The organism is Streptomyces sp. NC-S4 (assembly GCF_054353315.1).
The window spans coordinates 6,207,665-6,220,976 of the sequence record NZ_CM135937.1 but is presented as its reverse complement, the minus strand read 5'-3'; the positions used below and the strand labels follow the sequence as shown (position 1 = coordinate 6,220,976).

The following is a 13,312-nucleotide window of genomic DNA, read 5'->3' as shown; positions in this document are numbered from 1 at the left end:
TTCGGACTTGACGCCGTACATCTGTACGCGACGGGTGTACCGGCCCCTACGGGGCAACGCGCCCGTTGCCGTTGTAGGCGGCGTACGTCAGCGGCATGAGCTTCGCCCAGTGCTGCTCCATCTTCTCGCCGACCATCTCGATCTCCCGCTGCGGGAAGGACGGGACCGCCGCGAGCTCGTGCTGCGTACGCAGACCGAGGAAGTGCATCAGCGAGCGCGCGTTGCAGGTGGCGTACATCGAGGAGAAAAGACCGACCGGCAGGACCGAACGGGCGACCTCCCGGGCCACGCCCGCGGCGAGCATCTCGCGGTAGGCCTCGTATGCCTGCACGTAGGAGTCCTCCATGACGCGGCCGGTCAGTTCCTGCTGCGCCTGGGTGCCCTCGACGAAGACGTACTTGCCCGGGCGGCCCTCCTGAACCAGCTTGCGCTCGGCGTCCGGGACGTAGAAGACCGGCTCGAGCTCCCTGTAGCGGCCCGACTCCTCGTTGTACGACCAGCCCACGCGGTGGCGCATGAACTCGCGGAAGACGAAGATCGGGGCACTGATGAAGAAGGTCATCGAGTTGTGCTCGAACGGGCTGCCGTGGCGGTCGCGCATCAGGTAGTTGATGAGGCCCTTGGAGCGCTCCGGGTCCTTCTGCAGCTCCTCCAGCGACTGCTCGCCGGCCGTGGAGACGCGAGCGGCCCACAGTACGTCGGAGTCGGCGGCGGAGTGCTTCACCAGCTCCACCGTCACGTCGCTGCGGAAGCTGGGTTTCAGATCTGAAGCGGCGGTTTCGCTCACCGGGGGTCCTTCCAAACGTGCGTCCTGGGGCGCGCCCACTCTACGGCGCCCCTCGCACGGCCTGTGCGGACGCACCCGGCGCGCGGCTTCGACGCGGCTTCGGCGTGGGGTCGGCACCACGTGTCGCACAGCTGACGCACAGCCATGAATTTTTCCTAATGTCCCGAAATCCGGCACCGATTGACGGGCTCGTACGTCCTACCCAGAAGAACGCACTCCCCTCCACCCCGAGGAGATTCACTCCGATGTTCCTCCGGCGCGAACCCGTCCCGTTCGCCTTCGTCTCCGAGGCCGACCGTTTCCGAAGCAACGTCACTCCGCCGCCGCGCGAGCGCCTGGGCAGAACCCAGTTGATCGCCCGTACCCTGGTCGGACTGACCGTGGTGGCGGGGCTCGCCGGCTCACTGCTCCTCGGTATGCCCGCACTGCAGCCGAGCAAGGTGCCGGAGAAGTCGCAGCAGTCGGAGGCGTCCCAGGGGCGGTAGCCTCACGGGCAGAGCCCAACCGAACGTGCATGTGAGTGAGGTCCAGCCGTGCCCCTGCCCTTCTTGACGGCCGACGGCGTATCCGACGCGGATGACGACGGCGACGAGATCCTGGCCCATGCCGACCAGGACCGCTGGCGCCGGCCCTACCGGCCCGGCCCCTGGCGCGTGGGCATCGGCGCGCTGCTGCTCCTGCTGTCGGCGTTCATGCTGCTGGCGACGATGATCGTCGCCTTCGCGGGCGGCTGGGGCGGAGCGCTCGTCTGCCTGATCGCCGCCCTCGCGGTCGTCGGGTCGGCGGTGCAGACCCTGCGCGTGGGCGTCTGGGTGAGCCCCGCGGGACTGCGCCGGGTGGGGTTCTTCGTGACCCGCACCACCGCCTGGAGCGAGATCGGCGAACTGCGCACGGTGCAGCAGCCGGTGCGCTGGCTCGGGCTGCCGAGGACCGTGCAGGGCCAGGCGCTGACGATGGGCGCGCGGAACGGTGCGGAGGCGCCGGTACTGCTGACCGACCACAACGCCGACTTCCTGTCGCGGACCGAGGCCTTCGACCGGGCCGCCGACACGGTGGGCGCCTGGGCCGACGAGTACCGGCCCGTGGCCGCCTGACCGGCCCGAACCGCCCCTGGAAGCCCGTACAGGTCAGACCTGTACGGGCTTCTTGTCGTGCAGGGCGATCGCCCGCTGCATCGCCTTGCGCGCCCGCGGGGTGTCCCGCGCGTCGTGGTAGGCGACGGCGAGCCGGAACCAGCTGCGCCAGTCCCCCGGCGCGTCCTCGGTCTCGGCCTTGCGGCGCGCGAAGACCTCGTCGGCGGAGTCCCGCAGGATCCGCCCGTACGCGTCCCGCTCCAGCTCGTCGACGGGCAGCCCGCCCTCGGCCTCCAGCTCGGTCGCGAGGAGGTTGGCCCGCGTGACGAACCGGGTGTTCTGCCAGAGGAACCAGACACCGATGACCGGCAGGATCAGCACGGCCACCCCGAAGGTGACGGTGAGCCAGGTGCCGTGCTGGATCAGCATCAGGCCCCGGCTGCCGACCAGGACGAAGTAGACCACCAGAACGGCGGCCGTGATGAAGTAGGTGATCTTCGCGCGCATCGTGAAATCAGTCCGGTCAGCCCAGGTCGAGGAAGTGTTCCAGGCCGAAGGTGAGGCCCGGGGTCCGCACCACTCGGCGCACACCGAGCAGGATGCCCGGCATGAAGCTGCTGTGGTGCAGGGAATCGTGACGGATGGTCAGGGTCTCGCCCTCGCCGCCGAGGAGTACTTCCTGGTGGGCCAGCAGGCCGCGCAGGCGGACCGCGTGCACCGGGACGCCGTCGACGTCCGCGCCGCGCGCGCCGTCGAGCGCGGTGGCGGTGGCGTCGGGCTGGGCGCCGAGGCCGGCCTCGGCACGGGCGGCCGCGATGAGCTGCGCCGTACGGGTCGCCGTGCCGGAGGGGGCGTCGACCTTGTTCGGGTGGTGCAGCTCGACGACCTCCACGGACTCGAAGTAGCGAGCGGCCTGGGCGGCGAACTTCATGGTGAGGACGGCGCCGATGGAGAAGTTCGGGGCGATGAGCACACCGGTCTCCGGCGAACCGTCGAGCCAGGTGCCCAGCTGCGCGAGGCGGTCCTCGGTCCAGCCGGTGGTACCGACCACTCCGTGGATGCCGTGACGGATGAGGAAGTCCAGATTCCCCATCACCGATCCCGGGGTGGTCAGCTCGACCGCGACCTGGGCGCCGGCCTCGGCCAGCGTCTCCAGCTTGTCGCCGCGGCCGAGCGCCGCGACCAGTTCCATGTCCTCGGCGGCCTCGACCGCCTTGACGGCCTCGGCGCCGATGCGGCCCTGGGCGCCGAGGACTGCCACGCGCAGCTTGCTCATATTGCTTCCTCACTCACGTACGGAACTAGGCGACCGCTTCGTCGAGACGGGCGGCCTGCTTCTCCTTCAGCGGGCCGATCACCGCGAGCGAGGGCCGCTGTGCCAGTACATCCTGTGCCACCGAGCGGATGTCGTCCGGGGTCACGGCCGCGATCCGGGCCAGCATGTCGTCCACGGACATCTGGTCGCCCCAGCACAGCTCGCTCTTGCCGATGCGGTTCATGATCGCGCCGGTGTCCTCCAGGCCGAGGACGGTGGATCCGGAGAGCTGGCCGATGGCCCGCTTGATCTCGTCGTCCGCGAGGCCCTCAGTCGCGACCTTGTCGAGCTCGTCGCGGCAGATCCGGAGCACGTCGTGCACCTGGTTGGGGCGGCAGCCCGCGTACACGCCGAAGAGGCCGGTGTCGGCGAAGCCCGAGGTGTACGAGTACACGCTGTAGGCGAGGCCGCGCTTCTCCCGGACCTCCTGGAACAGGCGCGAGGACATGCCGCCGCCGAGAGCGGTGTTGAGCACGCCCAGTGCCCAGCGGCGCTCGTCGGTCCGGGCGAGGCCGGGCATGCCGAGGACCACGTGGGCCTGCTCGGTCCTGCGGTTCACGAGGTCGACGCGGCCGGCGGTGCGGATGCGCTTGGCGCCGGTGCGCGGGCCGATCGGCTCGGCGTCGGTGCGGGTCAGCGCGCCGGCCTTCTCGAAGGCGGCGCGGACCTGGCGCACGACCTTGTTGTGGTCGACGTTGCCGGCGGCGGCCACGACCAGGTGCGTCGGGTCGTAGTGCTTCTTGTAGAAGCGGCGGATCCGGTCGGCGCCGAGCGCGTTGATCGTGTCGACGGTGCCGAGGACGGGGCGGCCCAGGGGGGTGTCCCCGTACATGGTCTGCGCGAACAGGTCGTGCACCATGTCGCCCGGGTCGTCCTCGGTCATCGCGATCTCTTCGAGGATGACGCCGCGCTCGGCGTCGACGTCCTCCTCGCGGATCAGCGAGCCGGTGAGCATGTCGCAGACCACGTCGATGGCCAGCGGCAGGTCGGTGTCGAGCACCCGGGCGTAGTAGCAGGTGTACTCCTTCGCCGTGAAGGCGTTCATCTCGCCGCCGACCGCGTCGATCGCGGAGGAGATGTCGAGGGCGCTGCGCCGGTGCGTGCCCTTGAAGAGGAGGTGCTCCAGGTAGTGCGTGGCGCCGTTCAGCGTGGGCGTCTCGTCACGGGAGCCGACGTGCGCCCAGATGCCGAAGGTGGCGGAGCGGACGGAGGGCAGCGTCTCGGTGACGATGCGCAGTCCGCCGGGCAGCACGGTGCGCCGGACGGTGCCGATGCCGTTGCTGCCCTTGAGGAGGGTTTGGGTACGGGCGACGGCCCGCCCCTCCGAGGAGGGGCGGGCCGTCACACGGGAACTACGCGACATCACTTGTCGGAGTCGTCCTTGTCAGCGTCGTCACCGGCGGCCTCGCCGTCGATCACGGGGATCAGGGAGAGCTTGCCGCGCTGGTCGATCTCGGCGATCTCCACCTGGACCTTGGTGCCGACCGCGAGCACGTCCTCGACGTTCTCCACGCGCTTGCCACCGGCGAGCTTGCGGATCTGCGAGATGTGCAGCAGGCCGTCCTTGCCCGGGAGCAGGGAGACGAAGGCACCGAAGGTGGTGGTCTTGACGACCGTACCCAGGTAGCGCTCGCCGACCTCCGGCATGGTCGGGTTGGCGATGCCGTTGATCGTGGCGCGGGCGGCCTCGGCGGCCGGGCCGTCGGCGGCACCGATGTAGATGGTGCCGTCGTCCTCGATCGTGATCTCGGCGCCGGTGTCCTCCTGGATCTGGTTGATCATCTTGCCCTTGGGCCCGATGACCTCACCGATCTTGTCCACCGGGATCTTGACGGTGATGATCCGCGGGGCGTTGGGGGACATCTCGTCCGGCGTGTCGATCGCTTCCATCATCACGTCGAGGATGTGGAGGCGGGCGTCGCGGGCCTGCTTGAGGGCCGCGGCCAGGACGGAGGCCGGGATGCCGTCCAGCTTGGTGTCCAGCTGGAGGGCGGTGACGAACTCCTTGGTGCCGGCGACCTTGAAGTCCATGTCGCCGAAGGCGTCCTCCGCACCGAGGATGTCGGTGAGGGCGACGTAGTGCGTCTTGCCGTCGATCTCCTGGGAGATCAGGCCCATGGCGATACCGGCGACGGGGGCCTTGAGGGGCACACCGGCGTTCAGCAGCGACATGGTGGAGGCGCAGACCGAGCCCATGGACGTCGAACCGTTGGAGCCGAGGGCCTCGGACACCTGACGGATCGCGTAGGGGAACTCCTCGCGGGTCGGGAGGACCGGCACGATCGCGCGCTCGGCGAGCGCGCCGTGGCCGATCTCGCGGCGCTTCGGCGAACCGACGCGGCCGGTCTCGCCGACGGAGTACGGCGGGAAGTTGTAGTTGTGCATGTAGCGCTTGCGGGTCACCGGGGAGAGGGTGTCCAGCTGCTGCTCCATGCGGAGCATGTTGAGGGTGGTGACGCCCAGGATCTGGGTCTCGCCACGCTCGAACAGCGCCGAGCCGTGCACGCGCGGGATGGCCTCGACCTCGGCGGCGAGGGTACGGATGTCCGTGATCCCGCGGCCGTCGATGCGGACCTTGTCCTTGATGACGCGCTCGCGGACCAGGGCCTTGGTCAGGCTGCGGTACGCGGCGGAGATCTCCTTCTCGCGGCCTTCGAAGGCCGGGAGGAGCTTCTCGGCGGCGATCTCCTTGACGCGGTCCAGCTCGGCCTCGCGGTCCTGCTTGCCCGCGATGGTCAGCGCCTGGGAGAGCTCGCCCTTGACGGCGGCCGCGAGGGCCTCGTACACGTCGTCCTGGTAGTCCAGGAAGACCGGGAACTCGCCCTCGGGCTTGGCGGCCTTGGCCGCGAGGTCCGACTGGGCCTTGCAGAGGACCTTGATGAAGGGCTTCGCGGCGTCCAGACCGGCGGCGACGATCTCCTCGGTCGGCGCCTCGGCGCCGCCCTTGACGAGGGCGATGGTCTTCTCGGTGGCCTCGGCCTCGACCATCATGATCGCGACGTCGCCGTCCTCGAGGGTGCGACCCGCCACGACCATGTCGAAGACGGCGTCCTCGAGCTCGGTGTGCGTCGGGAACGCCACCCACTGGCCGCGGATCAGCGCGACGCGGACGCCGCCGATCGGGCCGGAGAAGGGCAGACCGGCCAGCTGGGTGGACGCGGACGCGGCGTTGATCGCGATGACGTCGTACAGGTGGTCGGGGTTGAGCGCCATGACCGTGGCGACGACCTGGATCTCGTTGCGCAGGCCCTTCTTGAAGGACGGGCGCAGCGGGCGGTCGATCAGGCGGCAGGTGAGGATCGCGTCCTCGGAGGGGCGGCCCTCACGGCGGAAGAAGGAGCCGGGGATCTTGCCGGCCGCGTACTGCCGCTCCTCGACGTCCACCGTCAGGGGGAAGAAGTCGAGCTGGTCCTTGGGCTTCTTCGACGCGGTGGTGGCGGACAGCACCATCGTGTCGTCGTCCAGGTAGGCAACGGCGGAGCCGGCGGCCTGGCGGGCCAGACGGCCCGTCTCGAAGCGGATGGTGCGGGTGCCGAAGGAACCGTTGTCAATGACGGCCTCGGCGTAGTGGGTCTCGTTCTCCACTAGCGTTTTCTCCATTTTCGTCGTCTCCGTCCGCCGCCCGTGTGGCGGTGGACGGTTGCGGAGAAGCGCTCCTGGCGTGCGGGCCGGTCTTCGATCGAAGCACCCGGTTCGTTGCCCTCGGGGGCATTCCGGGTGCCACTACCGAGGACCGGCGGCGTGGGAGGGCGCTCCTCCTCTTCAGTTGTGCGCGTCTTCCTCAGACGCGCACGTGCGTCCGTTCCAGACTACAAAGGGTCCGGTCCGTCCCGCACGTACAGCAAAGGGAGCGGCCCCCGGATGTGGGAACCGCTCCCTTCACAGCGCTTTACTTGGCGCCGGCCGCACCGCGGCGGATGCCGAGGCGCTCGACCAGCGTACGGAAGCGCTGGATGTCCTTCTTGGCCAGGTACTGCAGCAGGCGGCGACGCTGGCCGACCAGGATCAGCAGACCACGACGGGAGTGGTGGTCGTGCTTGTGCGTCTTGAGGTGCTCGGTCAGGTCCGAGATGCGGCGGGAGAGCATCGCAACCTGGACCTCGGGGGAGCCGGTGTCGCCCTCCTTGGCACCGAACTCGGTGATGATCTGCTTCTTCGTAGCGGCGTCGAGCGGCACGCGTACTCCTCGTTTTAGGTCTTCGTTGCCACCGAGTGCCCCAGGTCTGAGTCTCTGGGGAGCTTCCGTTACTCGGGAGGCGGGGTCCGCTGAGCGCAGTCCACAGACCCTCTCGTCGAGGAATCCGGGGGACGCGTACACAAACGGCCGTCACACAGCGTACCAGGCTGCCGCTGCGCCACGTCTCAGCTGGTGAGAGACCTGGCGCGGGAGTACACGTCCAGCACGGCCAGGGTGAGCGGCACAAGGCTGAGCAGGACCGCCGCCTCGGTGAGGTCGAGCAGCCGCCCCCAGAAGGGTGACAGACCCTTGCGGGGAATGACCAGCGCAATTCCGGCGAGGAGTGCCGCGCCGGCCGCGACGGCGGCGGTCAGCCAGATCGTACGGAGGTCCAGGCCGCTGCTGTCGTGCTCCCGCAGGAGGGCTTCGAGCAGGTCGGTCGGCGGGTGCAGGGCCATGCCCAGGATCAGCAGTGCGATGGCGACGAGGCCCGCGACGAGGGCGCAGACGACCTGGGAGGTGTAGCGGAAGAGGCGGGCGCGCAGCAGCATGGCGAGGCCGGTGGCGAGCGCCAGCAGGCGGCCCCAGGTGTTCTCGGAGAAGCCGAGGACGGCGGCGGCTCCGACGGCGACCGCGGCGCAGCCGCCGACCAGGCCGAGCAGCATCTCGTGGCCGCGGCGCGCCTGGGCGGCGATGGCCTCGGCGTCCAGCGGGGCGGCGCCCGGCTCGTGCTGGTCGGAGCCGGACTGCTCACCGTACGGCTCGGTCTCGTAGCGGTCCGGGGTCACCGCGTAGTCGACGTAGTCGTCGGTGGCGCTCTGCGGGGCGGCGTAGCCGATGGGCAGGCGGGCGAAGCGGGCGGAGAGGCCGGGGAGGAAGGCGACGAGGCCGATGGCGACGGGGGCGCAGACGGCGGCGGTGTAGGTGGCGGAGGCCTCGGTGGCGATGGCCACGAAGGTGGCGATGGTTCCGGTGGCGGCGACGAAGGTGGCCGCGACGAAGGGGGCGTCGCCGCTGGGGGTGAGCGCGACCAGCGCGACGGAGGCGATCAGGGCGCAGACGCAGCCGAGCAGGAACTGCAGGCGCCCGGGTCCCTGGCCGACGGCCGGGGCGATGATCCCGGAGCCGGCGATCATCAGGTGCGGGAGGGCGCCGAGGCCGAGGGCGACGGCGGAGAGGCGGTCGCGGTAGACGCGGGCGCGCACCCCGGCGACGGCGGTGAGCAGGATGCCGACGGCGCCCGCGATGATCCCGGGCAGGCCGTGCATGTCGTGGCGCAGCGGGTCGGCGTACCAGAGGACGAAGCCCAGCATGACGAGCAGCACGGCGGCGCCGGCCAGGCCCGCGCCGCGCAGCATGTCGTCGCTCCAGCGGTGCCGGTCGCGGACGACGGCGGAGGCGACGGCGTCGGACACGTCGTCGAACACGGCGGGCGGCAGGGACTCGGCGAAGGGGCGCAGGCTCAGCACCTCGCCGTCGAGGACCTGCTGGCCGGCGAGGGTCCGGGCGCCGTCGAGGACGGTGCCGGAGCGGCGTACGAGGTGGAAGCCGGTCGGGGCGCCCACCGGCTGGGTCTGGCCGGTGAGGCGCAGCAGCTCGGGGTAGACGTCGGCGACGGCGATGTCCTCGGGGAGGGCGACGTCGATGCGGCTGTCGGGGGCCACGACGGTGACCCTGCAGAAACCCGTCGTCCCGGCCGTACTCACCTGTGTGACCCCCCTGGTTGGCGCCCGCACCGGCGGATGATTCGCGGATGCGCATGCTGCGCGCGCCACCCTACCGGGCTTATGACCGACTGTCGGCAAGTAGGATCACCGTCGCGTGGGGGAGACCCCCTTCGCGCCCGGGACTTGGGGGCGCCGGTTGCGACGTCCCGTCCGTTTTCGAGGGATTGATGCTCCGGTGAGCCAGATCGTCGTCAAACGCCCGCCGCGGTCCCTGCCGCCCGAGGTTCCGGCGGAGGAGCTGCGGCTGGAAGCTCCGCCCGAACTTCCGCGCGGGCAGCAGGAGGGCATGCTGATGCAGCTCCTGCCGATGCTCGGCATGGGCTCCTCCGTCGTCTTCTTCTTCATGCCGGGTGCGGCCCCCTTCATGCGCATCATGGGTGTGCTGATGCTGGCGTCGACGGTGGCCATGGTCGTCGCGCAGTTGGTGCGCCACCGGCGCGGTACGCAGGGGCAAATGGCCGATGTGCGCCGGGACTACCTCAAATATCTCGCGCAGACGCGTCGTCAGGTACGCCGGACCGCGCGGGCGCAGCGTGACGCGCAGCTGTATCTGCACCCGGCTCCCGAGCAGTTGTGGTCGGTGGTGGCGGAGGGCTCCCGGCTGTGGGAGCGGCGGGTCGGCGACCAGGACTTCGGGCAGGCCCGGGTCGGACTGGGCGCGCAGCGCCTGGCGACGCCGCTGGTGGCACCGGAGACGGCGCCGGTGGACGAGCTGGAGCCGTTGACCGCGGGCGCGATGCAGCGGTTCTTGAAGGTGCACTCCTCGCTGGACGGGCTGCCGATGGCGCTGTCGATCCGCGCCTTCTACCACGTGACGGTGTCCGGGGAGCCGGAGTCCGCGCGCGGGACCGCACGGGCGATGGTGGCGCAGCTGGCGACGCTGCACTCCCCCGAGGACCTGATGGTGGCCGTGGTGGCGGCGCCGGGTGCGGTGCCCTCGTGGGACTGGACGAAGTGGCTGCCGCACACGCAGGTCCCGGGGCAGGTCGACGGGGCCGGAACGAAGCGGCTGTTCGGCGATGACCTCGCGGAGCTGGAGGGGCTGCTGGCGTCCAGGCTGGAGGGCCGGCCGCGGTTCAGCCGCGAGGTGTCCCCGGTGCTGGACCAGCCGCACCTGGTGGTCGTGCTGGACGGTGGGATGGTGCCGCCGGACTCGGTGTTCGCCGCGGCCGAGGGCCTGCAGGGCGTCACCATCGTCGAGGTGGTCGCGGGCGAGCTGGACGAGCCGCGCGGCGGGCTGTCGGTCGTGGTGCGGCCGGGCCGGCTGCGTCTGGAGTCGGGCGCGGGGGTCGCGTACGAGGGTGTGCCGGACGTGCTGTCGCTGCCCGCGGCGGAGGCGCTGGCCCGGCAGCTGGCGCCGATGCGCACGGGCGGCGGGGACGACGACGAGCCGCTGCTGGCCAATCTGGACTTCACCGACCTGCTGAACCTGGGCGACGCGGCCGCGGTCGACGTGGCGCGTACCTGGCGGCCGAGGTCGGCCGGCGAGCGGCTGCGCGTGCCGATCGGTGTCGGTGAGGACGGCGCTCCGGTGATGCTGGACCTGAAGGAGGCCGCGCAGGAGGGCATGGGTCCGCACGGTCTGTGCGTGGGTGCGACCGGTTCCGGCAAGTCGGAGCTGCTGCGCACGCTGGTGCTGGGTCTGGCGGTCACGCACACGTCGGAGACCCTGAACTTCGTACTGGCCGACTTCAAGGGTGGTGCGACCTTCACTGGTATGGGGCAGATGCCGCACGTGGCGGCGGTGATCACCAACCTGGCGGACGACCTCACGCTCGTGGACCGCATGGGCGACTCGATCCGCGGTGAGCTGCAGCGCCGTCAGGAGCTGCTGCGTTCGGCGGGCAACTACGCGAACATCCACGACTACGAGAAGGCCCGTGCGGCGGGCGCCCCGCTGGAGCCGCTGGCCTCGCTGGTGCTGGTCATCGACGAGTTCAGCGAGCTGCTGACGGCGAAGCCGGACTTCATCGACATGTTCATCCAGATCGGCCGCATCGGCCGTTCGCTGGGTGTGCACCTGCTGCTGGCCTCGCAGCGCCTGGAGGAGGGCAAGCTGCGCGGTCTGGACACGTACCTGTCGTACCGGATCGGTCTGCGGACCTTCTCGGCGTCGGAGTCGCGGACCGCGATCGGCGTGCCGGACGCCTACCACCTGCCGTCGGTGCCCGGTTCGGGCTATCTGAAGTTCGGTACGGACGAGATGACCCGTTTCAAGGCGGCGTACGTCTCGGGCACCTACCGTTCGGGCGGGCCGGACCTGTCGGTGGGGCAGTTCCCGGTGGAGCGGCGGCCCGCGCTGTTCACGGCGGCACCGGTGCCGGTGGTGTACGCGGCCCCGGACCCGGCGTACCTGGCGGCGCAGTCGGTGCGCGAGGACGACGCGCTGGCGGACACGGTGCTGGACGTGATCGTGAGCCGGCTGGAGGGTCAGGGGGTGCCGGCGCACCAGGTGTGGCTGCCGCCGCTCGACCAGGCGCCGCCGCTGGACCAGCTGCTGCCGGCGCTGGCGCCGAGCGCGGAGCGCGGGCTGCACGCGGACGGGTACACGCGGCTCGGCGGGCTCGTCGTGCCGCTCGGCCTCATCGACAAGCCGTTCGAGCAGCGGCGCGAGGTGCTGTACCGGGACTTCTCGGGTGCGGCGGGCCACATGATGGTGGTCGGTGGTCCGCAGTCGGGCAAGTCGACGCTGATGCGGACGCTGATCTCGTCGTTCGCGCTCACCCACACCCCGCGCGAGGTGCAGTTCTACGGGCTGGACTTCGGTGGTGGCAGCCTGTCGTCGGTCGCCGAGCTGCCGCACGTGGGCGGGATCGCCTCGCGCCTGGACCCGGAGCGGGTCCGGCGCACGGTCGCGGAGGTGGGGGGCATCCTCAATCGCCGCGAGGAGTTCTTCCGCTCGAACAACATCGACTCGATCGGCACCTACCGGCGCCGGCGGGCGGCCGGTGACCTGCCGGGCGAGCCCTGGGGCGACGTGTTCCTGGTCGTGGACGGCTGGGGCAACTTCCGGGGCGAGTACGAGGGCCTGGAGCAGGTCGTCACGGACATCGCCTCGCGCGGTCTGGGCTACGGCATCCACGTGGTGATCACCGCGGCGCGGTACATGGAGGTGCGGGCCGCGCTCAAGGACCAGATGCTGAGCCGTCTGGAGCTGCGGCTCGGTGACACCATGGACTCCGAGTTCGACCGCAAGGTCGCGGCGAACGTCCCCACGGGGATGCCCGGCCGCGGCCAGGTCGCGGAGAAGCTGCACTTCCTGGGCGCGCTGCCGCGCATCGACGGTTCGCACGAGGCGGCCGACCTGTCGCAGGCCACGGCCTCGTTCGTGGAAGCGGTGAAGCAGCACTGGGCGGGGCAGGCGGCTCCCGGCGTACGGCTGCTGCCGCGGCTGCTGCACTCCGACCAGCTGCCCAAGGGCGGGGAGTACCCCGGCCGCGGGATCGCGATCGGCATCGACGAGACCGACCTGGAGCCGGTGTTCGTCGACTTCGAGTCGGACCCCTTCCTCCTCGTCTTCGGCGAGAGCGAGTCGGGCAAGACGAACCTGCTGCGGCTCATCGCCAAGCAGATCTCCGAGCGCTACACGCCGGACCAGGCACGCCTGGTCGTCGGCGACTACCGGCGGACCCTTCTCGGGGCGCTGCCGGAGGAGCACCTGCTGGAGTACGCCCCGATGGCCAACTCCCTGCAGATGCACATGGAGGCGCTGGGCGGGGTGTTCTCGCGGCGGCAGCCGCCGACCGACGTCACTCCGCAGCAGCTGCGCGACCGCAGCTGGTGGACGGGCCCGGACGTGTTCATCATCATCGACGACTTCGACCTGGTCGCCACGAGTCAGGGCAATCCGCTGGCACCGCTGGTGGAGTACTTGCCGTTCGCCCGTGACACGGGTGTCCGCTTCATCATCGCGCGCAACTCGGCGGGTGCCTCGCGTTCCATGTACGAGCCGTTCATGCAGCGGATCAAGGAGCTGGGCGCGCAGGGCCTGGTCCTGTCCGGCGACCCGTCCGAGGGCGATCTGGTGGGCACGGTGCGGCCGCGTCCGATGCCGCCGGGCCGGGCCAACTTCGTCTCGCGCAGGCGGGGGACGTCGCTGGTGCAGCTCGGCCGGATGCCGGGCGGTATGTGACCTCCTCCCCGCCGGCCGGACACCTGACCAGGGTCGGCCGGCGGGGAGGATCGGGGCGAAACCTCCCCGTCGGGCCGACGCGGCACCGATAATCGGCGGTG

The 13,312-nt window shown here is 70.7% G+C and carries 10 protein-coding genes; 3 read left to right on the top strand and 7 right to left on the bottom strand.

Annotated features, from left to right (window positions below; translation table 11 throughout):
• Positions 1 to 46: 46 nt before the first annotated feature.
• Positions 47 to 787 carry an FAD-dependent thymidylate synthase gene (gene thyX, locus ACXNSR_RS28190; RefSeq protein WP_030011069.1) on the bottom strand — a complete coding sequence of 247 codons (741 nt, stop codon included), beginning with the start codon at positions 785 to 787 and terminating at the stop codon, positions 47 to 49.
• Positions 788 to 1,032: 245 nt separating this feature from the next.
• On the opposite strand from thyX, the gene ACXNSR_RS28185 reads away from it, so the two are divergent.
• Together ACXNSR_RS28185 and ACXNSR_RS28180 are read left to right on the top strand one after the other, a co-directional pair.
• Positions 1,033 to 1,272, top strand: a complete 240-nt coding sequence (locus tag ACXNSR_RS28185) for a hypothetical protein (RefSeq protein WP_382591080.1) — start codon at positions 1,033 to 1,035, stop codon at positions 1,270 to 1,272.
• A gap of 48 nt (positions 1,273 to 1,320) precedes the next feature.
• Entirely contained in the window at positions 1,321 to 1,881 is a 561-nt protein-coding gene (locus ACXNSR_RS28180; protein ID WP_458638173.1) for a hypothetical protein, read from the top strand.
• A 33-nt stretch (positions 1,882 to 1,914) separates the two neighbouring features.
• On the opposite strand, the gene ACXNSR_RS28175 is transcribed toward ACXNSR_RS28180, so the two are convergent.
• From ACXNSR_RS28175 to eccD, 6 genes are all read right to left on the bottom strand, one after another.
• Positions 1,915 to 2,367 (bottom strand): hypothetical protein, encoded by a 453-nt coding sequence (locus ACXNSR_RS28175; RefSeq protein ID WP_458638172.1) that lies wholly within the window; start codon positions 2,365 to 2,367, stop codon positions 1,915 to 1,917.
• Positions 2,368 to 2,383: 16 nt separating this feature from the next.
• Complete coding sequence (gene dapB / locus ACXNSR_RS28170; protein WP_458638171.1) at positions 2,384 to 3,136, bottom strand: 4-hydroxy-tetrahydrodipicolinate reductase; 753 nt, start codon at positions 3,134 to 3,136, stop codon at positions 2,384 to 2,386.
• Between the two features lie 25 nt (positions 3,137 to 3,161).
• Positions 3,162 to 4,541: a M16 family metallopeptidase gene (locus ACXNSR_RS28165; protein WP_458638170.1), complete on the bottom strand. Its 1,380-nt coding sequence runs from the start codon at positions 4,539 to 4,541 to the stop codon at positions 3,162 to 3,164.
• Positions 4,538 to 6,760 (bottom strand): polyribonucleotide nucleotidyltransferase, encoded by a 2,223-nt coding sequence (locus ACXNSR_RS28160; RefSeq protein WP_458643415.1) that lies wholly within the window; start codon positions 6,758 to 6,760, stop codon positions 4,538 to 4,540. Before ACXNSR_RS28160 ends, ACXNSR_RS28165 begins: the two co-directional genes overlap by 4 nt.
• Before the next feature lie 304 nt (positions 6,761 to 7,064).
• A complete protein-coding gene (gene rpsO, locus ACXNSR_RS28155) occupies positions 7,065 to 7,352 on the bottom strand; it encodes a 30S ribosomal protein S15 (protein WP_030011220.1) in 288 nt (95 codons plus the stop codon).
• 185 nt (positions 7,353 to 7,537) lie between these two features.
• Positions 7,538 to 9,058, bottom strand: coding sequence for a type VII secretion integral membrane protein EccD (eccD, locus tag ACXNSR_RS28150; protein ID WP_458638169.1), 1,521 nt, complete (start codon positions 9,056 to 9,058; stop codon positions 7,538 to 7,540).
• A 196-nt stretch (positions 9,059 to 9,254) separates the two neighbouring features.
• Here eccD and eccCa point away from each other — a divergent pair, with 196 nt between their 5' ends.
• Complete coding sequence (gene eccCa, locus ACXNSR_RS28145; RefSeq protein ID WP_458638168.1) at positions 9,255 to 13,211, top strand: type VII secretion protein EccCa; 3,957 nt, start codon at positions 9,255 to 9,257, stop codon at positions 13,209 to 13,211.
• Positions 13,212 to 13,312 lie beyond the last annotated feature (101 nt).

Excerpts from the sequence above, each read along its gene's own strand:
- ACXNSR_RS28185 (WP_382591080.1), top strand. The coding sequence starts at position 1,033 with ATGTTCCTCCGGCGCGAACCCGTCCCGTTCGCCTTCGTCTCCGAGGCC.
- dapB (WP_458638171.1), bottom strand. The coding sequence starts at position 3,136 with ATGAGCAAGCTGCGCGTGGCAGTCCTCGGCGCCCAGGGCCGCATCGGC.
- ACXNSR_RS28175 (WP_458638172.1), bottom strand. The coding sequence starts at position 2,367 with ATGCGCGCGAAGATCACCTACTTCATCACGGCCGCCGTTCTGGTGGTC.